The organism is Leifsonia sp. NPDC058230 (genome assembly GCF_042882245.1).
In the GTDB taxonomy this organism is placed as follows: domain Bacteria; phylum Actinomycetota; class Actinomycetes; order Actinomycetales; family Microbacteriaceae; genus Leifsonia.
In genome coordinates this window covers 606,468-629,423 of sequence record NZ_JBHVWM010000003.1, presented here as the reverse complement: position 1 = coordinate 629,423, position 22,956 = coordinate 606,468, and the positions used below count along the sequence as shown (strand labels likewise).

Here is a 22,956-nt window from a genome sequence, read left to right as displayed (position 1 = left end):
CGCATCTCATATCGCATTCATCCGCTAGGCCCATGCCGATACATCGCACGGCCGAAGAGCGCGGCGACCGGTCATTCGTACGCTGACCACATGTTCGACACCTGGACCACCTATTTCCGGGACAACCGTGCCCGGCAGCTCTCCCTGGAGCGGCACATCGACTGGAGCCGGCCATGCCTGCTCTCCCCGGCGCAGCGTCGCGCGTTCGGCCATTCGTTCCAGCGATTCGAGCTCGGCGAGAACGGCGACGGCCGGCGACTGCTGGCCAAGGCGACGGCGGCCGGCGATCCCTGGTACACCGAGGCGCTGGCCCTGCTGGTCGCCGAAGAGCAGCGGCATTCCGCCCTCTTCGGCCGTGGACTCCAGCATCTCGGAGTCGCTCCTCTCCAGGCGCACTGGTCGGACACAGCGTTCGTGATGCTGCGCCGGATGCTCGGACTCCGCACCGAGATCGCACTCTTCCTCATCGCCGAGTCGGTGGCGATCGGATACTTCGAAGCCCTCCAGGACAGAGCACCCGATCCCGTGCTGCGGGCGATCGGCAGGCGGGTGACCACCGACGAGGTCGAGCATCTGCGCTTCCAGATCGATCGGCTGCGGGTCGGTTTCGCATCCAGTCCGCGATGGGCCCGGATGTTCTCGGGCCTCGCCTGGGGTGTGATCGCCGCCGGAGCGGCGGCGGTGCTCGTCAGCGACCACCGCGCCTCGCTGCGGGCGTGCGGACTCCGCCCGTCCGCCTATTGGGGAAGGGCGATGCGCCGGTTCCGGGCCGCGGCGGTCTCGGCGCTCGCGCATCCGGCCCAGCCGCTGCTCGGACCGTCCCCCGCACTCGCCCTCTTCGCGGACGGGTGAGGGGTCAGGCGCTCTGCCCCTGCGGCTGCGCCTGCAGGATGCGCACCATGTTGCCCGACGGATCGCGGAACGCCGCGTCCTTCGGACCCCATGGCTGGTCGATCGGCTCTTGCAGCACCTCGGCTCCGGATGCGCGAACCTGCTCGAACGTGCGGTCCAAATCGTCGGTGTTGAACACGATCATCGGCAGGACACCCTTGGTGAGCAGCTCCTGCATGGTGTCGCCGTCGGCCTTCGAGCGGCCCGCGTGCGGGTCGCTGAGCACGATCTCGGTACCCGGCTGGTCGGCGCTGCCGAGCGTCACCCAGCGGTGCCCGCCCGAGGACACATCGTTGAGGACGTCGAGGCCGAGGGCGTCGCGGTAGAACGCGAGCGCCTCCTCCGGGTCGTTGACGGTCACGTGGTAGTACTGCAGTGAAATAGTCATGAGACGACTCTAGGAAGCCGCGGGCGATGCCGCTTCTCCAAAACTGCTCGGTTTCTTGCGCGTCGGCTTGGTGCGCTGTTTCGCCTCGCACGACGGCATCGCAGCCACCGCATCGTGCTCCCTCGTGCGGTACGCGGTCGGCGTCTCCCCCACCAGCTCGGTGAACCGGGAGCTGAACGAGCCCAGCGATGTACAACCGACGGCCATGCACGCGTCGGTGACGCTCATCCCGCCTCGCAACAGCGCCATCGCACGCTCGACCCGCCGGGTCATCAGGTAGCTGTACGGCGTCTCACCGTAGGCGGCACGGAACTGCCGGGAGAAATGTGCCGGAGACATGAGGGCGCGCTGCGCGATCGTCGGCACGTCGAGCGGCCGAGCGTACTCGCGGTCGATCAGGTCACGCGCCCGGCGCAGATGAGCGAGCGCGGCCAACTCCTCCGGTGACACGGATCGAGCTTAACACCGGAGGCCGTTCAGTGACCTTCGACGAGACGGATGAACGCACTCAGCTCGGCGACGCCCTCCGGTCTCACCGGCAGATATTCGGTGAGCTCGGGCGAGTGCACCAGGTAGGCCGCCCATTTCGCCCGCGAGATCGCAACGTTGAGTCGGTTCTTCATGATCAGGAACGACATCCCACGCGGGACGTCCGCTGCTGAGGACGCTGCGAGGCTGACGATCGCGAGCGCCGCCTCCTGACCCTGGAATTTGTCGACCGTTCCGACCCGCACTCCTGCGAACCCGGCGACAGAGAGCGCCTCGCGCACGGTGGCCAGCTGCGCGTTGTACGGCGTCACCACGATGATGTCCGCCTCGGTGAGCGGGTCGTTCTCCCGGCCGGCGCTCGGGTCGGTCCAGGGCCGCCCGAGAGCCGCACGCACCAGTTCGACGACGCGTGCCGCTTCCTCGGGCGACTCGGTCGCGTTGCCGACGTGCTCGACCGGTACCGGATGAAGTCCCGGCTCCACGCCGTCCAACCGCCGCAGCGAGGCCTCGGGATGCGCGCGCAGCTTGCCCTCGTAGGAGAGCTGCGACACCGGCTCGGCCAGCGCGGGATGCAGCCGTCTGCTCTCGGCGAGGAAATAGCCGAGCTCGGGCGGCAGCACGTCGTGCCCGGCGCTCACCCAGCCGAGCGCCGACCCGTCGACGGGTTCCGGATGCGTTCCCTGGCTGACCTGCGGAAGCTGCTGCGGGTCACCGAGCAGGAGGAGATTGCGGGCCGAGACGCCCGCGGCGATGGTCGCCGCCAGCGAGAACTGCCCGGCCTCGTCGATCACCAGGAGGTCGAGCCCGCGTCGCGGGATGCGGGCGGGATTGCTGAAGTCCCAGGCCGTTCCGCCGACCACGAAGCCTGTCGTGGCATTGTCCAGCGCGAAGAGGAGCTGCCCCTCGCGTTCCAGCTCGGTGAAGCGATGACCGCCCTCATCCGGGTTCACCTTGGCCACTTTGCCGACGAGCGCGGCGTCGAGGCCGGCGCCCACGACCGCATCGAGCAGATGCTCCACGACCGTGTGCGACTGGGCGACGACGCCCACCTTCCAACGGTGCTCCCGCACGAGCCTGGCGATCACACGCGCGCCGAGGTAGGTCTTGCCGGTTCCCGGAGGTCCCTGCACGGCCAGATAGGAGTCGTCGAGATCGAGCAGGCTCGCCACGACAGCAGCGATCGGATCGCCGGCGTCGGCGACCAGCCCGCCCGACCGGGTGCGCGGCGGCACGCGGCGCAGCACATCCGCCATCGGTTCGGCCGGCCAACCCGGCTGCGCGGCGAGGACCTCCTCGGCCCACGAGTCGATCGCGGCCTTCTGCTTGCCGACCGGCAGCGGTTTGGGCGGGGCCAATGCGCTCGGCAGCGTGCGGTACGGCAGCACGTCGCGGGCGAGGGTCTCCTCGATCAGGATCGCGCCGTCATCCTGCACGTCCAGCACGCGCACGGGGCGCGCCGAGCGCGCTCCCGGTTCGGCGGACCCCGATGGGAACGGTCCCGGATACTCGTAGAGGAGGAAGGGCCCGGCCTGGTCTCCCGGCCGGATCGAGCTCCCCGGCGCGAGTCGCCCGCGCAGCACGAGCTCGCGTCGATCCGTCTTCTGCAGCCCCTCGCGGTACCAGTCGCGCACCACTCGTGCGCTCTCGACGACCAGGACGTCGCGCGTCTCCTCCCACTCCTCGATCGGCTGCACGAGCCTCGCGAAGTGTCCCTGCCAGAAGCTCTTCTGCTCCCGCCGGTGGTAGTCGATCGCCGCGGCCGCGAACGCTGCTGCCGTCTGGTCGTCGGAGCGCTCCGGGTCGAGCGGATCGCCCGCCAGGGCGAGGAGTTCCGTGCGAAGGGTCGAGGGTTCGACCTCGACGAACTCGCTCTCGGGCGCCGACTCCCCCACGGGGATGCCGCTCTCGGAGGCCCTGGCCAGCAACCAGTCACGCAGTCGCAGCGTCGACACGCAGTCGTAGCGGTTGTAGTCGCCGATGGCGTCGAGCATCCGCTGCGCCTCGTACTCCTGGCCGAGGGTCAGGAGGTCGCGCGCGTTCACGTACTCGGTGATCGAATCGGCCGCATTGGTCACGTCGCTCTCGCGCAGTTCGTCGCCCATGTACAGCGGTTCGAGCTTCTTGATCGAATACGAACGCGAACCGACCCGCAGTGCCTTGCGCACGACCGGGTACAGGTCGATCAGCACGTTGTCGCGCAGCAGCTGATCGACGTCGTCCTCCCCCACGCCGTGGCGGGCGGCGAGCGCGAGCAGATGCGTCCGCTCGTAGGCGGCGTAGTGGTAGATGTGCATCCGCGGATGCTCGCGCCGCCGATCTCGAACGAACGACAGGAACGCTTGCAGTGCGAGCCGTTCGGCGGCGAAGTCGTGACCCCAGAACGCCGTGAACTGCGCATCCGTGTCCACCAGGCCGAACAGGTAGTCGAGACCCCAGCGGTCTCCAGGGCCCTCGGTGTAGAGCGGGTCGCCCTCGAAGTCGAAGAAGATGTCGCCGGCATCGGGGTGAGGCAGCACGGCGAGCGCGGGCGCGTTGTAGACCGTGACCGGAGGCGGCCAACCCTCGACGGCATCCAGTTGCAGCCGCGCCTGCACACGGAGACCCGCGAGCGTGCTCTCGGCGACGCCGTCGACCGGCCCGGTCGAGTCGGCGAGCGCGTCGATCGTGCCGATGCCGGCTTCGATCAGATGCGCGCGCTGCGTCACGCGCAGGCCGGCGACAAGCAGCACATCCCGCGCGGCCTGGATCTCGGCTTCGCAGGCATCGCAGTGCCCGCACACCGTGAACCGCGGATCGCCCCAGCGCACGGGGCCGTCGTCGGCCAGGTGTTCGCGGATGATCGACAACAGGCGTGCGCGCCGCTTGCGGTACACCGGCGCGATGTCGATCAGCCGGTGCTCGCTCACGCTCCCGTCGCCGAGGAGCAGCTCGACGGTGTCGTCGGTCGGGATCCCCAGCCGTTCGAGCTGTTCGGCGTAGGCGGCCAGCTGGAGCAGCGCCGTGACCCTGGCACTGCGCGCGAGCTTCGAATCCTGTACGCGAAACCGGCCGTCCGGCCGCCGCACGATGAAATCGGCGAACCCGACGAACGCCCCGTCGAAGAAGGTCGCCTGGAACACCATCTCGGCGCCCGAAGAGAACGCCTCCCTGGTCTGCGCCACGGCCGCGCCGAGCGTCGTGGCGTCGAGCCGGTCAGGGCGCTCGATCTCGACGACACTCCGCCCGAGGCGTTCCCGGTAGCGCTCGAGGATGCGCCGCTCGTGCTCGTCGCCGAGCCGCGAGGTTCGCACGTACATCGGGTCCTCGACCTCTTCGGCCGCCTCGATGCGTCCGAGCTTCACGTCGAGCGTGCGCAGGAAGGCGAACTCGCATTTGGAGGCGTTCGTCAGGTCGCTCGCGCTCGTCACCACGACCCCGTCGAGCAGGAACACACTGCCCTCCGTTCGTTCCGCCGGCGGTTTCGCCCGCCGTTCTCGAGCGTACCGGCAGCCGGCGACACCCGGCCGGGATCAGCCCGCCTTCGCGGCGGCCTTGATCGCCCGCTTGGTCTCCCGCACCTTGGTGAGCGACTCCGGATCGACGATGTCGGCCACCGAGCGGTAGCAGCCGGCCTCGCCGTACGCACCCGCCGCATCCTGCCACCCGGGCGCGACCAGCCCGCGTTGCTTGCCGAGCAGGGCCAGGAAGATCTTCGCCTTCTGCTCGCCGAAGCCCGGCAACGCCTTCAGCCGCGCGAGCACCTCCGCGCCGTCGGGAGCGTTCTTCGTCCAGATCGCCGCCGCATCCCCGCCCCAGTCGGCGACGATCGCCGCGCTGAGGGCCTGCACCCGTGCGGCCATCGATCCCGGAAAGCGGTGCACGGCGGGAGTCTGCTTCATGATGGCCGCCAGCTCGTCCGGATCGGTTCCGGCGATGGTCGCGGCGTCGAAGCCGCCGAGCCGGTCGCGCAGCTTCGCGGGTCCGGCGAACGCGGTCTCCATCGGCACCTGCTGATCGAGCAGCATGCCGATGAGCAAGGCGAGCGGGTCGGCGGAGAGCAGGGCGTCGGCGTCCGCGTCCCCGGTGATGTGGAGGTCGTTGGTCATAGCTCCATCGTGGCACTCGGCGTGTCCGTCGGCCAGGAACGCGAATCAGGCGGTGACGGATGCGCGCACGGCCCACGCGCGCGCTGTCAGCGCGATCGTGCCATCGGCAGCGACCGGCAGGCGCGAGCGGAGCAACTCACGCAGGCGCATCCTGTCCGCCTCGACGAGCGACATCGCATAGGCCGGTCCCGGGCCCTGGCCGCCGAGGAACGGCTGCCAATAGTCCTCGAAGCTCTCGAAGACGGTCGGTACCTCGATCGCTGTGACGTCGGCGTCCGCCAGACCCGCGTCGCCGAACGCGGTGACGAGAGCTCCGGGCGAGCAGATCGGGAATCGTGCGCCCTCGTCCAGGGCGGTGTCGCCCGGCTCGAGGTCGGCGACCGCCTCCCAGAACGTCTTGATGAGCTGCATCCCCTCGGCGTAGTCCCACACGTACGCACCGATCGTCGCCCCGGCATGAGCGACCCGGCGCTGCTCGGCGAGAGCTGCAGGGATATCCGGCACGAAGTTCAGCACGAGCCCGGAGACGAGCACGTCGGCCGATTCGTCGGGCAGGGGCAGCGCATCCGCCATACCGGCCAGCACCGTCGCACGCGAGCCGACCGCCGCCGCGGCCACTGCCCGGAACCCGTCCGAGGGCTCGACGGCGATCACCGAGCTCGGAGCGAAACGCGCCAGCACGGCCTCGCTCAGCGCCCCGGTGCCGCACCCGACATCGACCCACCGACGATCGGCGCCCTCCCCCAGCCAGTCGAGAAACGGCGCCGCGACGAGCCGGCTCCACCGGCCGATGTACCGCTCGTAGGCATCACCGCGCTCCCACCGGTCGGGGACCCCTGCGCTGTTCATGTCTGTCGACCGCGCCGATGCGGTTGAGCGTTCGGCCGGTCAGCCGGTGATCGTCATCCGCTGGATGCCGTCGTCGCCCACCGTGAAGGTGAACGTGGACGGTCCGTTGAACCCGTCCCCGCCCACTTGCGCCGACACGGCGACACCCGAGTCCACCGATTCGTAGGACAGGTCGGTGAGGGTGACTCCGACTCCGATGAACTCGGCGTCGGACCAGCGGCGGATCTGCTCGCGGCCGGTGAACACCCGTCCCCAGTCGTCGACCGACCCCGCCGTGGCGAAAGCGTCCAGAAATCCGTCGAGGTCGTGGGCGTTCGCCGAGGCGAGTGCGGCCGCGACCGCGGCAGGCACGTGATGGTTCTCCATGCGATCAGTGTGCTCCCGTGCGCTCCGCACGCCAACCCCTGCGCCTCGAGAAGTCAGTGGGGGCCGAACCGCTCGGCGAGCAGCCCGAACAACGCGAGGGCCGCCGCGCTCGGCCGCGGTCGACTCACGGCGCTGAGCACCCAGTCCGCGCGCTCGGCGAGCGGACGAACCACCGCTCCCTCCGCCGGCAGCACGGTCAGCTCGGGTATCACCGCCACGCCGAGCCGAGCCGCGACGAACCGTGGGATCTCGCCGAGGTCCGAGACCTCGGTCGCGACTCTCCTGGTCAATCCGAGCTCCGACAGCCTGCGATCGAGGGTGACCCGGTTGCCGAAGCCCTCGCTCGCATCCACGAACCGCTCGGCGACCAGATCGGCCAGCCGCACCCGCTCTCCACCGGCGAGCGGATGATCCCGAGGCAGCACCGCGACGAACGGCGACGTCATGAGTTCCTGATAGCGCAGCCCGGGAAGCCGGCCGGGCAACCCCATGAACGCCACGTCGACCCGGCCGAGCCGCACATCGTCGGCGAGCCCCGTCGATCCGGTCGGCGACGGGCCGAGCCGCAGGTCGACGAGGGGGTGCCGCTCGTGGAACTCCCCCATGATGCCAGGCAGATCGATGGTCGTGAGGTTGGTGAAGGTTCCGACCCGCAATTGCCCTCGGAGTCCGGCGTGCGGATCGGCGAGGGTGCGCATCCGCTCACTCGCCTCCAGCGTCGTCCGGGCGGCGTCGACCATCTCCTGGCCCACCGCGGTGAGCCGAACGCCCTGCGGGTCCCGCTCGAACAGGGTGGTGCCCAGTTCGCGTTCGAGCGATCGGATGCCGGCGGACACTGTCGACTGCGCGGCGAACACTCGTTCCGCCGCGCGCGTGAAGTTGAGTTCCTCGGCCACAGCGACCAGGTATTCGAGCTGACGCGTCTCCATACCGCCATCGTATTCTTCGATCGCGCCGATCGATCATATCCGTTGGACTCGATTGCAATTCAGGCGCACCATACAAACATGAGCACAACCGCACCCGAGATCCCCGTCGCCCGCCGCCGAGCATCCTGGCACCTGCGTCACGGCGCGGGGTTCTGGGTGATCGCCGCCGCCTTCCTGGCCGTGATGGCGTTCTCCACGCTGCCCACCCCGCTGTATGCGCTGTATCAGCAGCGTGACGGCTTCCCCACCTGGGTGGTGACGGTGATCTTCGCCGCCTACGCCATCGGCGTGCTGGCGAGCCTGTTCCTGATCGGACACATCAGCGACTGGGCCGGCCGGCGCCGGATGGTGCTGGTCGCGATCGCGCTGGAGATCGTGGCCGCCGTGATCTTCCTCTTCTGGAACGATGTGAGCGGCCTGCTCGTCGCCCGCGTCGTCTCGGGAATCGGCGTCGGCGCGCTCACAGCGAGCGCGACCGCCCACCTCAGCGAACTCCGTGCCGTCGCCCGGCCGGAGGAAGGCCCGCGCCTGGCCGGAACGGTCTCGACCGTCGTCAATACCGGCGGGCTGGCCCTCGGCCCGCTGATCGCCGGAGCGCTGGCACAATTCCTGCCGTCGCCCCTCGTGATCCCGTATGCGGTGTTCCTCGTGATCCTCGCTGTCGCCGCCGTTGCGGTCGCGCTCGTTCCCGAGACCGTCGAGCGTGCCGAGGAGCGGCCCGCATACCGCCCCCAGCGCATCTCTCTGCCCGCCGGCGCCCGCAGCACGTTCTCGGCCGCCGCCGTGGCCGCATTCGCCGGATTCGCGGTGTTCGGACTCTTCACCGCGCTCGCCCCGAGCGTGCTCGCCGGAACCCTGCATGAAACGTCGCGCCTGATCGCGGGCGCCGTGCCGTTCAGTGTCTTCGCCGCATCCGCGGTCTCGCAGATCGTCTTCGCCCGGATGTCGGCACGCGCACAATTGCAGCTCGCGCTCATCCTGGTGGTCGTGGGATTGACCGGGCTCGCGGCCGGCGTGCTGACAGCGGTGGTCAGCGTGTTCGTCGTCAGCGGCGTGCTCGCCGGAGCGGGGGTCGGGCTGCTGTTCCGGTCGGCGATCGGAGTCGCCGCGTCCTTGGCCGAGCCCTCGCGCCGGGGAGAGGTGCTCGCCGCGATCTTCCTCATCGCCTACGTCGGGCTCGCAGTGCCCGTGCTCCTGGTGGGCGTGGCGCTCATCGTGTGGCCCGTCGTGCCGGTGCTCGTGGTGTTCGTCGCCGTGGTCGGAGCGCTCAGCCTGCTCGCGGGTGGCCGGATGCTCGCGCGCACGTCCCGCGCGTAGCGCTCAGCCGGCCGGCGTTTCAGTCGTCGGTGGCGACCAGCTGCACCCGGAGCGAGTCGACGCGGGTGGCGATGACATCGTCGGACGCCCACCGCTGCGCGAGACGTGCGAGCACCGCATTCAGCTCTTCGCGAGTGAGACCGCGCGCCAGCTCCAGCCGCACGACGAGCTCTTCGCCGTCGAGGCGCGCGGCAGGGTCGCCGGCGGACAACGCCACGTCGTGCACACCCAGCTCGGAGCCGATCGAGCGGGTGAAGGCCGCGAACACGTCCGGGTCGCGGTGACTCGGGAGCCACGGCAGGCCCTGTGCGATCGCCCACAGCGCGGGCCGGCGGATGACGAATTCCGTCTCCGAGGTGGGATCGAGCACCACCAGCTCGGTGTCTTCGCTCGCTGCCGCCAAGGCGACCCGCGACCCGTCTGCGGGAACCGGCCGCGCCTGTGGATTCCAAGCCCCCATCGCAGCCACCGAGGAGAACACGGGGAGCACGGTGCGGCCGTCCGGACCGGCGACCGTGACGATCGCGAGCTCCTGGGACTTGTCCACGGCGACGCCGTGCTCGTTCGTTCCGGCCTCCCCCAGCTGGGCGACCAGCGGGATCAGCAGGCGCGACCCGCGCACCGCATCCACGACCGCTTCCGGTCCCGCGTCTCCCGCGTGGAAGGAGGCAAGGGCGGCGAGCAGTTCGGGCGGCGCATCGCCGTCGTCGTCGCCGAACACGTTGTCGTCGAAGTGCCGGCCCGCCCAGGGGTGGCCGGCCGAGTCCGCTGGGGCCGCCGCGGCCTCGGCCGCGAGCTGTGCGGCGAACCCGCTCAGGCGCGCCGCGCCCGCCGTGCCGGGGCCGCGCTGCGCACCGTCAGCGGATCCTCCGCCGTCAGTATCCTGCGACATCCAGCGCCTCGGGCAGCGTGAAGGCGCCGGCATAGAGGGCCTTGCCGACGATCGCCCCTTCCAGGCCGAGGGGGACGAGCTCGCGCAACGCCGCGATGTCATCGAGGCTCGAGATGCCGCCAGAAGCGACGACCGGACGCGAGGTGCGGTCCATGATCTGTCTCAGCAGGTCGAGGTTCGGTCCTTTCAGCGTGCCGTCCTTGGTGACGTCTGTGACGACGTAGCGCCCGCATCCGGCACCCTCGAGGCGGTCGAGGACCTTCCAGAGATCACCGCCGTCCTGCGTCCAGCCGCGTGCTGCGAGCGTCGTGCCTCGAACATCCAGGCCGACCGCGATCGCCTCGCCGTACTGGCCGATCACGTTCGCCGCCCATTCGGGATTCTCCAGCGCCGCGGTGCCCAGGTTGATGCGCTTGGCGCCGATGTCGAGCGCCGACTTGAGGGAGGCGTCGTCGCGGATCCCACCCGAGAGCTCCACATTCACGCCACGCACCTGCTTGATTACCTTCTTGAGCAGGCTGTGGTTGTTGCCACGCCCGAACGCCGCGTCGAGGTCGACCAGATGGATCCACTCCGCGCCTTGATCGGCCCATTCCTCGGCCGCGTCGACAGGGTCGCCGTAGTTCGTCTCCGAGCCCGCCTCGCCCTGCGTCAGGCGCACGGCCTTGCCGTCCGCCACATCCACCGCGGGCAGCAGGATCAGACGCGGGGTGTTGTTGAATTCACTCATGTTTCTTCCTCGGATGAACCTTCAGGCACCGTCGAACGGCACAAGCACAGAATCCTAGCGACTGGTCGCGCTCAGAGCGTGCCGATCCAATTGCGCAGCAGCTGGATTCCGGCCTGTCCCGACTTCTCGGGGTGGAACTGCGTCGCGCTCAGCGGCCCGTTCTCGACTGCAGCGATGAATCGGCCGCCATGCTGCGCCCACGTTACGCGCGGCTGGGGGAACGGCGGAACCACATCGAGCGTCCAATCCTTGGCGGCATAGGAGTGCACGAAGTAGAAGCGCTCGTCGTGGAGACCGTCGAACAGCACCGACTCCTCCGGCGCGTCGACCGTGTTCCATCCCATGTGGGGAAGCACGTCGGCGTCGAGCCGCTCGATCCGGCCCGGCCACTCGCCGAGACCTTCCGAGTCGGAGCCGCGTTCGACGCCGCGATCGAACAGCACCTGCATCCCGACGCAGATGCCCAGCACCGGGCGACCTCCGGCGAGCCTGCGATCGATGACCTCGTCGCCGCGGGATGCGCGGAGCGCGTCGATCACTGCACTGAACGCCCCGACACCTGGAACGACCAGCCCGGCGGCCTCACGGGCGCGCGCCCGGTCGCCGGTCAGCTCGACAGCGGCCCCGGCCGCCTCGAGGGCCTTGGCCGCCGAGTGGACGTTGCCTGAACCGTAGTCGTAGACGACGACATCCGGACGACTCACAACGCCCCCTTCGTCGACGGGATGCCTGTGATCAGCGGGTCGAGCGCCTTGGCCTGACGGAAGGCTCGCGCGAACGCCTTGAACTCCGCCTCGGCGATGTGGTGCGGATCGCGTCCGCCGAGCACGGTGAGGTGCGTGGTGATCGCCGCGTTGAACGCGATCGCCTCGAAGACGTGGCGCAGCATCGACCCCGTGAAGTGACCGCCGATCAGGTGGAACTCGAAGCCCGCGGGCTCCCCCGAGTGCACGAGGTACGGACGGCCCGAGATGTCGACGACGGCCTGCACCAGCGCCTCGTCGAGTGGCACGAGCGCATCCCCGTAGCGGGAGATGCCGCGCTTGTCGCCCAGTGCCTTCTTGATCGCCTGGCCGAGCACGATCCCGATGTCTTCGACCGTGTGGTGCACGTCGATGTGGGTGTCGCCGCTCGCGCGCACACGCAGGTCGGTGAGGGAGTGCTTCGCGAAGGCGGTCAGCAGGTGGTCGAAGAACGGCACCGAGGTCTCGATGTCGGTCTCGCCGCTCCCATCGAGGTCGAGGCTCAGGTCGATGCTCGACTCGCTGGTCTCGCGCTGCAGTGTGGCCGTGCGGTTGCTCATGACTGCGAGCCTACTGTCACGGCGCCCGCGTCCCCGTTGGGAGCAGTGGTCGCCGCCGGGGCGGAAGCCGCGGCCTGTGCATCCGGCCGCCCGAGGGAGGCGAGTGCCGTGAGGAAGGCCGTCGTCTCGGCTTCGGTCCCCGCGGTGACCCTGAGGTGGCCCGGGATGCCGACGTCGCGGATGAGCACACCCTGTGCGAGCAGCGCCTCGAAGACGGCGTTCGGATCGGCCACCCCGCCGAACAGCACGAAGTTGCTGCCGCTGCGGTGCGGCTTGTATCCCAGCGCGGCGAGCTGCGTCACGAGGCGGTCACGTTGATCCCGGATCTCGCCGACCATCGCGAGCATCTCGTCGGCGTGCGCGAGCGCCGCGATGGCGGCGGCCTGGGTGAGCGCGGAGAGGTGGTACGGCAGCCGCACGAGGCGGAGCGCATCCACCGCCGCCGGATCCGCCGCCAGGTAGCCGACACGAGCTCCGGCGAAGGCGAACGCCTTGCTCATGGTGCGCGAGACCAGGAGCCGCGGGCGTCCCGGGAGCAGCGTCAGTGCCGACGGAGCGTCGTCGGGCATGAATTCGGCGTATGCCTCGTCGACCACGACCATTCCGCGCGCCGCGTCGTAGGCTGCTTCGATCGTCTCGATCGACAGGGGCGTTCCCGTGGGATTGTTGGGAGCGCAGAGGATGACGATGTCGGGGTCGAGGCGCCGGATCTCCGCTGCAGCGGTCTCCGGGGAGAGTTCGAAGTCAGCGTCTCGCTCGCCCGCCACGTAGGCGGTGCCCGCGCCGGCCGCGAGAAGCGGGTACATGGAGTATGTCGGGGCAAACCCGAGGAGGCTCCGGCCAGGGCCGCCGAATGCCTGCAGAATCTGCTGGATGACCTCGTTCGACCCGTTCGCCGCCCAGAGATTCTCCGCCGTCAGCCCGTGTCCTAGGTAGTCGGCAAGGCTCTCGCGGAGTTCGGTGAACTCTCGATCGGGGTAACGGTTGACTCCGCCGATCGCCTTCGCCACCCGCGCGACGATGTCGGCCGCGACATCGTCGGGCACCGGATGCGTGTTCTCGTTCACGTTCAGAGCAACGGGCACGACCTTCTGGGGCGCACCGTACGGAGTCTTGCCCCGCAGATCATCACGGATCGGGAGATCGGAAAGAGAAGTCACCCATTCATCGTAGTTGCCGAGACAGAGCGCGGAGCCCTTGAGCCGGCCGACCGACGACGCCTGCTGCGGCAGGGCTAGCGCTCGTACTGCGACGGGATCGCGATGCGCTGCCCCGGTGAGACGACAGCGGATTCGAGCTGATTCAGCGACACGATATCGGCGATGACGTCGCGCGGATCGGCGCTCGGTGCGACCGTCTCGGCGATGCTCCAGAGCGACTGCCCCGACTCGACCGTGACGTAGTGGAACTGCACGTTCACCTGATCGCCGGTCGCGACCGCTCCTCCGCCGTTGAGAGCGAAGAACAGCGCACCGACCACGAGCGGGATGGCGGCCAGAGAAGTGAGGACCACGCGCCCCCGGCGCGTAAGGCGCAGGCGCGTGGCGCCCGCGGAACCTGCTGCCGCCGTCGCGGACGGGGTGAACGGCGACATCGTGACCGTTGCTGTGCTCATGGTCTTGACCTCCTAAGATTCCGCACCCGGTGCTTGGCCGGCAGTCCGGATGCGAAGCTGTGTTCCGAATATATCTTCGAATGTTCGAAACCACAACCACGTCGATACGGCCGAAACATCGAACAGATTCGAGACACGCTCGAACATATGTTTGTTTTAGCTGATCATCGTGGATACAGTTTCGATTGTCTGGAGTTCACTCAACCAGGCACCACCGACATTCGGGCGGGCCGGATGCGCCAGGCGGGTCAAGAAGGGGACGACAGTGTCGAACGACAACCAGGCAGGGCGCGAACGCGGAGGCACCCGCCGTCGCAAGAGCCTGAGCGAGAAGCAGCTCGCCATCCTCGAGGTCATCAGCCGATCGGTGAGCCAGCGAGGCTATCCGCCGAGCATGCGCGAGATCGGTGACGCCGTCGGCCTGTCCTCACTCTCCAGCGTGACCCACCAGCTCAACCAGCTCGAGCTGAGCGGCTACCTGCGCCGCGATCCGAACCGGCCACGCGCGCTCGAGATCCTGATCGACGTGCCGTCGCCCGCGTCCGAGTCGACGGACTTCGAGAGCCAGATCCCCGTCGGCGACGCGGCGATGGTGCCCCTGGTCGGCCGTATCGCCGCCGGTGTCCCGATCACCGCCGAGCAGCAAGTGGAAGAGGTCTATCCGCTCCCCCGCCAGCTCGTCGGCAACGGCGAACTGTTCATGCTGAAGGTGGTCGGAGAGTCGATGATCGACGCGGCGATCTGCGACGGCGACTGGGTGGTCGTGCGCACACAGAACACGGCGGAGAACGGCGACATCGTCGCAGCGATGCTCGACGAGGAGGCCACCGTGAAGGTCTTCCGTCAGCGCGACGGCCACACCTGGCTCCTGCCCCGCAACTCGAACTTCGAGCCGATCCTGGGCGACTTCGCGCAGGTGCTCGGCAAAGTCGTCGCGGTCCTCCGCGCCGTCTAGGGGGAACGGCCGGTTCGGGCTCGACCGGCTCGGTCGGGTTCACGCCCAGCCGAGCTCCTGCAACCGGGCGTCATCCAGCCCGAAGTAGTGCCCGATCTCGTGGACGAGCGTCACGCGCACTCGCGCGCGCAGCTCATCCCGATCCCTGCTGTGCTCAGCAAGGTTGTTCTTGTACAGCGTGATGCGGTCGGGCAGTTCGCCGAACCCGTAGACGCCGCGGCCGGTGAGGGGATGCCCGCTGTACAGGCCGTACAGGCGTGGCCGCGCGCCGGCCGGCTGGTCCTCGATCAGGATCGCCACATTCTCCAACGGCCCGATCATGTCGTCGGGAAGACTGTCGTAGATCTCACCGACCATCGCTTCGAAGTCCGCGTCCGAGATCTCGACCATGCGCTCATCCTCTCAAACGAAGGAGGAATCGGGCGACGCGCCGACGAGACCTCCGTGACGACGGAGATCCGAGCAGGACTCGCCCGGATCTCCGTCGTCGCGACAGGACGGAAGACCGCTACGCGGGCACGCCCGACTTCTCGCGGACGGCGCGCGTCGCCTCCAGGATGTTCTTCAAGGACGCGACCGTCTCGTCGTAGCCGCGCGTCTTGAGACCGCAGTCCGGGTTCACCCACAGCTGCCGGCCCGGGATCGCGCTGAGAGCCGTTTCCAGCAGCTCGGTCACCTCGGCGACAGACGGCACGCGCGGCGAGTGGATGTCGTAGACGCCCGGCCCGATTCCGTGCTCGAAGCCCGACGTCTGGATGTCGTGGACGACCTCCATGCGCGAGCGCGCCGCCTCGATGCTGGTGACGTCCGCATCCAGGTTGCGGATCGCGTCGATCACCACTCCGAACTCGGAGTAGCAGAGGTGGGTGTGGATCTGCGTCGCATCCCGAACGCCGGCAGTCGCGAGCCGGAACGAGCCCACCGACCAGTCGAGGTACTCGGCGTGGTCCGCATCCTTGAGCGGCAGCAGCTCGCGAAGCGCCGGCTCGTCCACCTGGACGACCCGGATGCCTGCGGCCTCCAGATCGGCGATCTCATCGCGGAGGGCGAGTGCCACCTGCCGTGCGGTGTCGCCGAGCGGCTGGTCGTCGCGCACGAACGACCAGGCCAGGATCGTCACCGGGCCCGTGAGCATCCCCTTGACCGGCTTCTCGGTGAGGGTCTGCGTGTACACCGACCAGTCGACGGTGATCGGCGCGGGCCGAGAGACGTCCCCCCAGAGGATCGACGGGCGCGTACAGCGACTGCCGTACGACTGGACCCAGCCGTTCTGCGTCACCGCGAATCCGTCGAGGTTCTCGGCGAAGTACTGCACCATGTCGTTGCGCTCCGGCTCGCCGTGCACGATCACGTCGAGGCCGATCTCCTCCTGCAGCTCGACCACGCGCTTGATCTCGGCCTGCATGAGGCCGATGTACTCCGCCTCGCTGATGACGCTCTTCGCCAGTTGTGCGCGCGCGCGGCGGATGTCCCCGGTCTGCGGGAAGGAGCCGATGGTGGTCGTGGGAAGGAACGGCAGGCCGAGTGCCGCATCCTGAGCCTCCAGGCGGTCGGCGTACTCACCACGCGAGAAGTCCTCGGCGGTCAGCGCGGCGGTCCGTGCGCGCACGGCCGCGTCGCGCACACCCGGGGCGGATGCCCGATCGGCGAGCGCGGCAGAGGCAGCGCTCAGCTCCTCCTGAATCGCCTCGTGACCGTCCTCCAGCCCACGGGCGAGCGTGGCGACCTGCGCGACCTTCTGGTCCGCGAAGGCGAGCCAGCTCTTCAGCTGGTCGCCGAGCGCGGGCTCGTCGTCCACATCGTGCGGGACATGCAGCAGCGAGGTCGACGTCGAGACGGTCACCACCGGGCTGAGCGCCAACAGCTCCGTGAGCGTGCCGAAGGCCGCCTCGAGGTCACCTCGCCAGATGTTGTGGCCATCGATCACACCACCGACCAGCGTCTTGGCACTGAGAGCGGATGCGGTGGCCGCGTCGAGCCCTGTCGGCACCGATCCGCGCACCAGGTCGAGCGACAGGGCCTCCACCGGCGACGCGGCGAGCACAGGAAGGGCGTCGTCGAGGCTGCCGTACGGCGCAGCGACGAAGAGACCCGGGCGGCCGGCGACCGAGCCGAGAGCGGCGTATGCGGTGGCCACCGCATCCAGAACCGCTGCGCGGTCCTCGTCGATGCTCTCGCTGACGAGCGCCGGCTCGTCGAACTGCACCCACGGTGCTCCGGCGGCCGCCAAGCGCGACAGCAGCTGCTGGTAGACCGGCAGCAGGTCGGCCAGCCGGGAGAGCGGATGGAAGCCCTCGGGCGCCTCGTCGCTCGCCTTGCTGAGCAGAAGGAAGGTGACCGGTCCGACGATCACCGGACGCGTGACGTAGCCGGCCGCCGAGGCCTCCTCGAACTCGCGCACGATCCGGTCGGAGGCCAGACGGAAGTCGGTCTCCGGGCCGATCTCCGGAACGAGGTAGTGGTAGTTGGAGTCGAACCACTTGGTCATCTCGAGTGGGGCGTTGTCCCCCTCGCCGCGGGCGATGGTGAAGTAGCCGGCCAGGTCGATGGCGCCGGACTCATCGGCGAGCGAGGCGAACCGCGACGGAATGGCGCCGACGGTCACGGCCGCATCGAGGACCTGGTCGTAGTAGCTGAAGCTCTCGGGGATCGACGCGTCGGTGCGACCCAGGCCGAGATCGGCCAGGCGCTCACGCGTCGCTGCGCGCAGCTGCGCCGCGGTCGTCTCGAGTTCGTCCGCGGAGGTCGCTCCGGCCCAGAAGCTCTCGACCGCCTTCTTGAGCTCACGCCGACGCCCGATACGCGGGTAGCCGATGATCGTGCCCGTGGGAAAGCCGGGTCGGGTGGTCGTGTCGGTCATGCTGATTCCTTTTCGGTGGTGGTGCTGTCAGTGGTCGTGCTGAGCGGTGCCGTGCCGCCGGAGGTCGTCTCCGGGAGCAGGCCGATCCGGTCGAGGACCGCGAGAACGGCCTCGTGCCGGTTGAACGTGTACAGATGGATGCCCGGCGCACCGCCATCGAGCAGGCGCTGTGCGAAGTCGGTCGCCCAGGTGATGCCGATCTCGCGCTGGCCCTCCTCGGTCGGTTCGATCTCGAGCTGTATGGCGAGCTCGCTCGGAAGGTCCTCGCCGCTGAGTTCGAGCATCCGTTTCAGCCGCGCCGGGCTCGTCACCGGCATGATGCCGGGCAGGATCGGGAAGAGCACTCCCGCCTCCCTGGCCCGCTGCGCGAAGCTCAGGTAGTCCTCGGGGTGGAAGAACAGCTGGGTGATGCCGAGGTTCGCACCCGCGGCCTGCTTGGCGAGCAGCGTGTCGATGTCCTGACTCGCCGACCGCGAGTTGGGGTGGCCGTTCGGAAACGCGGCGACGGCGATCTGCACCCGCTCGCGTCCGGTGTCGACCTCGCGCGCGCCGGGCAGCCCCGGCACCGGCACCTCCTGGTACGGCACGCGCTCGGCCTGAACGCGGTGGATCAGCTGCACGAGCTCGCTCGAGCTCCGCAACTCGCCGAGGCCGCTGTCTCCGACGGGCGCATCGGCGGGCGGGTCTCCGCGAACCGCGAGGAAGCGCCGGATGCCCGCATCCATGTACTCGCGGATCAGCCGGTTGGTCTCGGCGTGCGTCGACCCGACGCAGGTGAGGTGGGCCATCGGGCTGACCTCGGTGTTGTCGAGGATGTAGCGGAGCACCTCGAGGGAGGACGTGCGGGACGATCCGTTCGCCCCGTACGTGACCGAGATGAACTCGGGATGCGCGGCCGCGAGCCGATCGATCGTCGCCGGCAGTGCCGCGGCAGTCGCCGCGTTGCGGGGCGGATACAGCTCGAAGGAGAACCGCGCGGTGCTACAGCTCATGTCTTCCTCGATGGTGGAGGCGACGAGCGCCGCTCTCTCGGCCGCGCTCGTCCCGGTCAGGGTCGTACAACCCCGGTATCGGAGTTGTCGCGGGCGGTTGCCGGGCTCGGCTGTCGCACCACCGAGTCGGTCGCCCGCTTCGGTTGAATGGCAAATCTAGCAACGAAGAAGGCCGGACGGAACAGCGCATGTCATCAATCGACACAGGATGTTCCGTCCGGCCTTCAGGCGGAGATCGGAATTCAGTTCGCGGGCACGACCGCGAACGCTTCGAACACCGACTCGAACTCGGGCTGGATGCGCGCCGTGACGCGCGTGCCGTCCTCGACGTACTCGGTCGACAGCACCCGGCCCCGCTCGTGCAGCGCGGATATGAGATCACCGCGGTCGTACGGAACGACCAGTTCGATCTCGATCGACGTGTCCGGCAGGAGCCGGGCGATCGCGGCGAGCACCTCGTCGATGCCCTCGCCCGTCCGGGCCGAGGCGAAGATCGCTCCCGGCTCGAGCCCGCGCAGCACGAGCCGGTCGTCCGGGGAGATCAGGTCGGCCTTGTTGAAGACGACGATCTCCGGCAGCTCGCGAGCACCGACCTCGCCGATCACATCCCGCACCGTCGCGAGCTGGCTCGCGGGGTCGGGGTGGGATCCGTCGACGACGTGCACGATCACATCCGAGTCGGCGACCTCTTCCAGCGTCGAGCGGAACGCCTCGACCAGCTGGTGCGGCAGATTGCGCACGAACCCGACCGTGTCGGCGAGCGTGTACAGGCGGCCGTCCGCCGTGATCGACTTGCGCACCGTGGAGTCGAGAGTCGCGAACAGTGCGTTCTCGACAAGCACGCCCGCCTTGGTGATGCGGTTGAGCAGGCTCGACTTGCCCGCGTTCGTGTAACCGGCGATCGCGACCGACGGCACCGAGTTGCGGCGTCGGTTTGCCCGCTTCGCCTCTCGCGCCGGCTTGAACCCGGTGATCTGCTTGCGCAGCTTCGCCATGCGCGTGTGGATGCGCCGCCGGTCCAGCTCGATCTTCGTCTCACCGGGTCCACGGGATCCCATGCCGGCTCCCGCGCCACCGACCTGACCACCGGCCTGCCGGGACATCGACTCGCCCCAGCCGCGCAGACGCGGCAGGAGGTACTCGAGCTGCGCGAGCTCGACCTGAGCCTTGCCTTCTCGGCTCTTGGCGTGCTGGCTGAAGATGTCGAGGATGACCGCCGTGCGGTCGATCACCTTGACGCGCACCACGTCTTCGAGGGCACGGCGCTGGCTGGGAGCCAGTTCGGTGTCCGCGATCACGGTGTCTGCGCCGAGTGCCGCCACGATGCCGGCCAGTTCTTGAGCCTTGCCCTTGCCGAGGTAGGTGCTGGCATCCGGATGCGGTCGGCGCTGCAACAGCCCGTCGAGCACGACAGCGCCCGCCGTCTCGGCCAGTGCCGCCAGCTCGCGCATCGAGTTCTCGGCGTCTTGCAGGGAACCCTGCGAGTAGACGCCGATGAGGACGACGTTCTCGAGTCGCAGCTGCCGGTACTCGACCTCTGTGACGTCTTCGAGCTCGGTGGACAGTCCGGCTACGCGGCGAAGCGCCGCGCGCTCCTCGCGCTCGTACTGCTCGCCGTCGAGACCGGTGTCGTCGACATGGCTGGTCTGCAGCGCCTGTGCGCCCCTCCCGAACAGCGAGACACCCGCGTGGGTGTCGGCGTTCGCGAGAACCCGGGCCACGACATCCACGTCGGTCGCCTGTGTTCGTTCTTCGCTTGTATGTTCGCTCATCTGTGTGTCCTGAATCTTGGTTAACCCTAGTTCGTCGGTGTCCTGTACGGTCCTCTTATGGCCAGCGGAGATCACTACTTTTCCTCGGCGCCCGAGAGCGAGCTGAAGCTCCGGCCGATCACCGTCCGCCTCGCTGGACAGACGTACGATCTGACGACCGCGAACGGCATCTTCAGCCCCGAGCGCATCGATACGGGTACGAGAGTGCTCCTCGACCATGTCCCCTCCGCGCCGCCCGGTGGTCAGCTTCTGGACCTCGGATGCGGCTGGGGGCCTCTGGCTCTCACACTTGCTCTCGAATCCCCTCACGCGACCGTCTGGGCCGTCGATGTCAATACCCGAGCGTTGGATGTGGTGCGCAGGAACGCGCAGAAGCTCGGACTCACCAATGTAAACACATCCCTGCCCGCCGATGTTCCCGATGACGTGCTTTTCACGACGATCTGGTCCAATCCGCCCATCCGGGTCGGCAAGAACGAGCTGCACAACCTGCTGGAGAAGTGGATGCCGCGGCTCGAGCCCGGCTCGGACGCGTGGCTGGTCGTGCAGCGCAACCTCGGGTCGGATTCGCTGCACCGCTGGATGCAGACCACCTTCCCCCAGTTGAACACCACGCGCGCGGCGACGTCCAAGGGCTATCGCGTGCTGCGGTCGCGCCGCGCCGCGGACTGACTGCGCGCGGTAGGGCCGGGCGGCGCTACGCGAGTTCGAGGGTGCCCGTGTAGACGAGCTCTGCTGGGCCCGAGAGTGCGACGTGCTCGCCGTCCTCCGTCGGGAACATCCGCACGCTGACCGTGCCGCCCGGAACATCCACGCGCCACATGTTCGGCGCGCCGCTTCCGGCCCAGTAGCGCACCGCCAACGCGGCCGCCGCCGTTCCGGTTCCGCAGGAGAGCGTCTCGCCGCTTCCGCGCTCGTGCACGCGCATCCGGATGCGTCCGACTCCGTCTTTCACCAGCGGGTCTCGCGGCACGACGAACTCGACGTTCGCGCCGTCCTCCGGAGTGGGCTCGATCTGCGGGATGTAGGTGAGGTCGGCAGCATCCAGCTCCGAGTCGTCGGCGACCGCGACCACGACATGTGGATTGCCCACGTCGATCCCGAGGCCCGGCCGTGCGACCGGGAGCTCCTTCGCCCGCACCAGCGGCTCGCCGCCGTCGAGGGCCCAGCGACCGAGATCCACCTGGAAGCCGGTCAGATTGCGCTGCACATCGCGAACGCCGCTGCGAGTGCCGATCGCGAGCGTGTCGCCGTCGGCGAGCTCGACGAGGCCGGACTCGATCAGGTAGCGCACGTACACGCGGATGCCGTTGCCGCACATCTCGGCGACCGATCCGTCGGCGTTGTAGTAGTCCATGAACCACTCGGCGGTCTCGTCTTCGGCGAGCGCCTCGACACCCTCCGGCAGGTGCTTCGACCGCACCGCGCGGATGATCCCGTCGGCGCCGACTCCGAAATGCCGGTCGCAGATCTCGGCGATCTGGCTCGCGCTCAGGTCGATCAGGCCATCGGGGTCGGAGAACAGGACGAAGTCGTTTCCGGTGCCGTGGCCTTTGGTGAAGTTGAGCGTGATCGCCATGGTCACAGCCTATCGAGAGCTGCTGAGCCCAGCTCGGGGTCGTCGTATTCCAGCCACTCGATGCCCGGGTAGCGCTTGAACCAGCTGACCTGCCGCCGCGCATATCGCCGCGTGAGCTGCTGTGTCTGGGCGATCGCCTCGGCCCGCGTCAGCTCCCCGCGCAGCTCGGCGAGAGCTTGCGCGTAGCCGATCGCCCGGCTCGCGGTCACGCCCCGTTCGAGGCCGCGCGGGATGAGGGACGCGACCTCGTCGAGGAGCCCGTCGTCCCACATGCGCTCGACCCGGGCATCCAGTCGGGCGGTCAGCTCGGCGCGCGGCGCACTGAGCCCGAGCACCCGGACCGGACGCCACGGCACGGGCTCCTCGGGCAGGGATGCGCTCACCGGCTCTCCCGTGAGGGCGACGACCTCGAGGGCGCGCACCAGGCGCCGTCCGTTGCTCGGACCGATGTTTCTCGCCGCCGCGGGGTCTGCGTCGTGGAGGCGCTGGTACAGGATGCCCGGTCCGAGCGCCGCGAGGTCGGCCTCGAGCTTCTCGCGCAGCACCGGGTCTGTGCCGGGAAACCGGAAATCGAAGATCACGCTCGACACGTAGAGGCCCGAGCCGCCGACGAGGATCGGGACCGCCCCGCGCGCCTGGACCGCCTCGATCGCCGCTCGTGCCTGCGGCTGGTAGCGCGCAACCGTCGCCTCATCGGTCACATCGAGAACGTCGAACAGGTGGTGCGGCACCCCTCGCCACTCCGACGGCGGGATCTTCGCGGTGCCGATGTCCATGCCGCGGTAGAGCTGCATCGCGTCGGCGTTGACGACCTCCGCGTCGCGTCCTCGTGCGCGCAGACGCTCGGCCAGGGTCAGCGACAGATCGGTCTTCCCTGTGCCGGTCGGCCCGACGATGGCGACGATCGGAGGGGCACTCTCGTCTGTGGGAGACGCCGTTCCCCC

The 22,956-nt window shown here is 69.0% G+C and carries 23 protein-coding genes; 4 read left to right on the top strand and 19 right to left on the bottom strand.

Annotated features, from left to right (window positions below):
• Positions 1–90 precede the first annotated feature (90 nt).
• Complete coding sequence (locus tag ACFVV0_RS12905; protein ID WP_387063463.1) at positions 91–852, top strand: ferritin-like domain-containing protein; 762 nt, start codon at positions 91–93, stop codon at positions 850–852.
• A 4-nt stretch (positions 853–856) separates the two neighbouring features.
• On the opposite strand, the gene ACFVV0_RS12900 is transcribed toward ACFVV0_RS12905, so the two are convergent.
• From ACFVV0_RS12900 to ACFVV0_RS12870, 7 genes are all read right to left on the bottom strand, one after another.
• Positions 857–1,279 carry a VOC family protein gene (locus ACFVV0_RS12900; protein WP_387063460.1) on the bottom strand — a complete coding sequence of 141 codons (423 nt, stop codon included), beginning with the start codon at positions 1,277–1,279 and terminating at the stop codon, positions 857–859.
• A gap of 9 nt (positions 1,280–1,288) precedes the next feature.
• On the bottom strand, positions 1,289–1,729 hold the full coding sequence (locus ACFVV0_RS12895; RefSeq protein WP_387063457.1) for a helix-turn-helix transcriptional regulator: 441 nt from the start codon (positions 1,727–1,729) through the stop codon (positions 1,289–1,291).
• A 26-nt stretch (positions 1,730–1,755) separates the two neighbouring features.
• Positions 1,756–5,199, bottom strand: a complete 3,444-nt coding sequence (locus ACFVV0_RS12890) for a TM0106 family RecB-like putative nuclease (RefSeq protein ID WP_387063454.1) — start codon at positions 5,197–5,199, stop codon at positions 1,756–1,758.
• Between the two features lie 78 nt (positions 5,200–5,277).
• Positions 5,278–5,853, bottom strand: coding sequence for an HhH-GPD-type base excision DNA repair protein (locus ACFVV0_RS12885; protein ID WP_387063451.1), 576 nt, complete (start codon positions 5,851–5,853; stop codon positions 5,278–5,280).
• A gap of 45 nt (positions 5,854–5,898) precedes the next feature.
• Positions 5,899–6,702 carry a class I SAM-dependent methyltransferase gene (locus tag ACFVV0_RS12880; protein ID WP_387063448.1) on the bottom strand — a complete coding sequence of 268 codons (804 nt, stop codon included), beginning with the start codon at positions 6,700–6,702 and terminating at the stop codon, positions 5,899–5,901.
• A gap of 39 nt (positions 6,703–6,741) precedes the next feature.
• On the bottom strand, positions 6,742–7,068 hold the full coding sequence (locus ACFVV0_RS12875) for a nuclear transport factor 2 family protein (RefSeq protein WP_387063444.1): 327 nt from the start codon (positions 7,066–7,068) through the stop codon (positions 6,742–6,744).
• Positions 7,069–7,121: 53 nt separating this feature from the next.
• Positions 7,122–7,997: a LysR family transcriptional regulator gene (locus ACFVV0_RS12870; RefSeq protein ID WP_387063441.1), complete on the bottom strand. Its 876-nt coding sequence runs from the start codon at positions 7,995–7,997 to the stop codon at positions 7,122–7,124.
• 78 nt (positions 7,998–8,075) lie between these two features.
• Between ACFVV0_RS12870 and ACFVV0_RS12865 the strand changes: the two genes are divergently transcribed.
• Positions 8,076–9,314: an MFS transporter gene (locus ACFVV0_RS12865; RefSeq protein ID WP_387063438.1), complete on the top strand. Its 1,239-nt coding sequence runs from the start codon at positions 8,076–8,078 to the stop codon at positions 9,312–9,314.
• Positions 9,315–9,333: 19 nt separating this feature from the next.
• Here ACFVV0_RS12865 and ACFVV0_RS12860 read toward each other — a convergent pair whose 3' ends face one another.
• The 6 genes from ACFVV0_RS12860 to ACFVV0_RS12835 all read right to left on the bottom strand — a co-directional run bounded on the left by ACFVV0_RS12860 (position 9,334) and on the right by ACFVV0_RS12835 (position 13,854).
• Positions 9,334–10,206: an SseB family protein gene (locus ACFVV0_RS12860; RefSeq protein ID WP_387063435.1), complete on the bottom strand. Its 873-nt coding sequence runs from the start codon at positions 10,204–10,206 to the stop codon at positions 9,334–9,336.
• Positions 10,190–10,936, bottom strand: coding sequence for a bifunctional 1-(5-phosphoribosyl)-5-((5-phosphoribosylamino)methylideneamino)imidazole-4-carboxamide isomerase/phosphoribosylanthranilate isomerase PriA (gene priA / locus ACFVV0_RS12855; protein ID WP_387063432.1), 747 nt, complete (start codon positions 10,934–10,936; stop codon positions 10,190–10,192). Before priA ends, ACFVV0_RS12860 begins: the two co-directional genes overlap by 17 nt.
• Positions 10,937–11,007: 71 nt before the next feature.
• Positions 11,008–11,640 (bottom strand): imidazole glycerol phosphate synthase subunit HisH, encoded by a 633-nt coding sequence (gene hisH / locus ACFVV0_RS12850; RefSeq protein WP_387063429.1) that lies wholly within the window; start codon positions 11,638–11,640, stop codon positions 11,008–11,010.
• Positions 11,637–12,239: an imidazoleglycerol-phosphate dehydratase HisB gene (gene hisB, locus ACFVV0_RS12845; protein ID WP_387063427.1), complete on the bottom strand. Its 603-nt coding sequence runs from the start codon at positions 12,237–12,239 to the stop codon at positions 11,637–11,639. The genes hisH and hisB overlap by 4 nt, the downstream gene beginning before the upstream one ends.
• Positions 12,236–13,399 carry a histidinol-phosphate transaminase gene (locus tag ACFVV0_RS12840; protein ID WP_387063422.1) on the bottom strand — a complete coding sequence of 388 codons (1,164 nt, stop codon included), beginning with the start codon at positions 13,397–13,399 and terminating at the stop codon, positions 12,236–12,238. The genes hisB and ACFVV0_RS12840 overlap by 4 nt, the downstream gene beginning before the upstream one ends.
• Before the next feature lie 74 nt (positions 13,400–13,473).
• Entirely contained in the window at positions 13,474–13,854 is a 381-nt protein-coding gene (locus tag ACFVV0_RS12835; RefSeq protein ID WP_387063420.1) for a LysM peptidoglycan-binding domain-containing protein, read from the bottom strand.
• Positions 13,855–14,119: 265 nt separating this feature from the next.
• Between ACFVV0_RS12835 and lexA the strand changes: the two genes are divergently transcribed.
• On the top strand, positions 14,120–14,809 hold the full coding sequence (gene lexA, locus ACFVV0_RS12830) for a transcriptional repressor LexA (protein ID WP_387063417.1): 690 nt from the start codon (positions 14,120–14,122) through the stop codon (positions 14,807–14,809).
• Positions 14,810–14,848: 39 nt separating this feature from the next.
• On the opposite strand, the gene ACFVV0_RS12825 is transcribed toward lexA, so the two are convergent.
• From ACFVV0_RS12825 to hflX, 4 genes are all read right to left on the bottom strand, one after another.
• Positions 14,849–15,199, bottom strand: a complete 351-nt coding sequence (locus tag ACFVV0_RS12825) for a metallopeptidase family protein (protein ID WP_387063415.1) — start codon at positions 15,197–15,199, stop codon at positions 14,849–14,851.
• A 118-nt stretch (positions 15,200–15,317) separates the two neighbouring features.
• Positions 15,318–17,669 carry a 5-methyltetrahydropteroyltriglutamate--homocysteine S-methyltransferase gene (gene metE, locus ACFVV0_RS12820; RefSeq protein WP_387063413.1) on the bottom strand — a complete coding sequence of 784 codons (2,352 nt, stop codon included), beginning with the start codon at positions 17,667–17,669 and terminating at the stop codon, positions 15,318–15,320.
• Positions 17,666–18,661, bottom strand: a complete 996-nt coding sequence (locus ACFVV0_RS12815) for a methylenetetrahydrofolate reductase (RefSeq protein WP_387063410.1) — start codon at positions 18,659–18,661, stop codon at positions 17,666–17,668. Before ACFVV0_RS12815 ends, metE begins: the two co-directional genes overlap by 4 nt.
• A 242-nt stretch (positions 18,662–18,903) precedes the next feature.
• Complete coding sequence (gene hflX, locus ACFVV0_RS12810) at positions 18,904–20,433, bottom strand: GTPase HflX (RefSeq protein WP_387063407.1); 1,530 nt, start codon at positions 20,431–20,433, stop codon at positions 18,904–18,906.
• A 57-nt stretch (positions 20,434–20,490) separates the two neighbouring features.
• Here hflX and ACFVV0_RS12805 point away from each other — a divergent pair, with 57 nt between their 5' ends.
• Positions 20,491–21,105 (top strand): class I SAM-dependent methyltransferase, encoded by a 615-nt coding sequence (locus ACFVV0_RS12805; RefSeq protein WP_387063404.1) that lies wholly within the window; start codon positions 20,491–20,493, stop codon positions 21,103–21,105.
• A gap of 25 nt (positions 21,106–21,130) precedes the next feature.
• Here ACFVV0_RS12805 and dapF read toward each other — a convergent pair whose 3' ends face one another.
• Positions 21,131–22,012, bottom strand: coding sequence for a diaminopimelate epimerase (gene dapF / locus ACFVV0_RS12800; RefSeq protein WP_387063401.1), 882 nt, complete (start codon positions 22,010–22,012; stop codon positions 21,131–21,133).
• A gap of 2 nt (positions 22,013–22,014) precedes the next feature.
• Complete coding sequence (gene miaA / locus ACFVV0_RS12795; protein ID WP_387063581.1) at positions 22,015–22,917, bottom strand: tRNA (adenosine(37)-N6)-dimethylallyltransferase MiaA; 903 nt, start codon at positions 22,915–22,917, stop codon at positions 22,015–22,017.
• Between the last annotated feature and the right edge of the window lie 39 nt (positions 22,918–22,956).

Excerpts from the sequence above, each read along its gene's own strand:
- ACFVV0_RS12905 (WP_387063463.1), top strand. The coding sequence starts at position 91 with ATGTTCGACACCTGGACCACCTATTTCCGGGACAACCGTGCCCGGCAG.
- ACFVV0_RS12900 (WP_387063460.1), bottom strand. The coding sequence starts at position 1,279 with ATGACTATTTCACTGCAGTACTACCACGTGACCGTCAACGACCCGGAG.
- ACFVV0_RS12885 (WP_387063451.1), bottom strand. The coding sequence starts at position 5,853 with ATGACCAACGACCTCCACATCACCGGGGACGCGGACGCCGACGCCCTG.
- ACFVV0_RS12880 (WP_387063448.1), bottom strand. The coding sequence starts at position 6,702 with ATGAACAGCGCAGGGGTCCCCGACCGGTGGGAGCGCGGTGATGCCTAC.
- ACFVV0_RS12875 (WP_387063444.1), bottom strand. The coding sequence starts at position 7,068 with ATGGAGAACCATCACGTGCCTGCCGCGGTCGCGGCCGCACTCGCCTCG.
- ACFVV0_RS12870 (WP_387063441.1), bottom strand. The coding sequence starts at position 7,997 with ATGGAGACGCGTCAGCTCGAATACCTGGTCGCTGTGGCCGAGGAACTC.
- ACFVV0_RS12865 (WP_387063438.1), top strand. The coding sequence starts at position 8,076 with ATGAGCACAACCGCACCCGAGATCCCCGTCGCCCGCCGCCGAGCATCC.
- ACFVV0_RS12860 (WP_387063435.1), bottom strand. The coding sequence starts at position 10,206 with ATGTCGCAGGATACTGACGGCGGAGGATCCGCTGACGGTGCGCAGCGC.
- priA (WP_387063432.1), bottom strand. The coding sequence starts at position 10,936 with ATGAGTGAATTCAACAACACCCCGCGTCTGATCCTGCTGCCCGCGGTG.
- hisB (WP_387063427.1), bottom strand. The coding sequence starts at position 12,239 with ATGAGCAACCGCACGGCCACACTGCAGCGCGAGACCAGCGAGTCGAGC.
- ACFVV0_RS12835 (WP_387063420.1), bottom strand. The coding sequence starts at position 13,854 with ATGAGCACAGCAACGGTCACGATGTCGCCGTTCACCCCGTCCGCGACG.
- ACFVV0_RS12825 (WP_387063415.1), bottom strand. The coding sequence starts at position 15,199 with ATGGTCGAGATCTCGGACGCGGACTTCGAAGCGATGGTCGGTGAGATC.
- metE (WP_387063413.1), bottom strand. The coding sequence starts at position 17,669 with ATGACCGACACGACCACCCGACCCGGCTTTCCCACGGGCACGATCATC.
- ACFVV0_RS12815 (WP_387063410.1), bottom strand. The coding sequence starts at position 18,661 with ATGAGCTGTAGCACCGCGCGGTTCTCCTTCGAGCTGTATCCGCCCCGC.
- hflX (WP_387063407.1), bottom strand. The coding sequence starts at position 20,433 with ATGAGCGAACATACAAGCGAAGAACGAACACAGGCGACCGACGTGGAT.
- ACFVV0_RS12805 (WP_387063404.1), top strand. The coding sequence starts at position 20,491 with ATGGCCAGCGGAGATCACTACTTTTCCTCGGCGCCCGAGAGCGAGCTG.
- dapF (WP_387063401.1), bottom strand. The coding sequence starts at position 22,012 with ATGGCGATCACGCTCAACTTCACCAAAGGCCACGGCACCGGAAACGAC.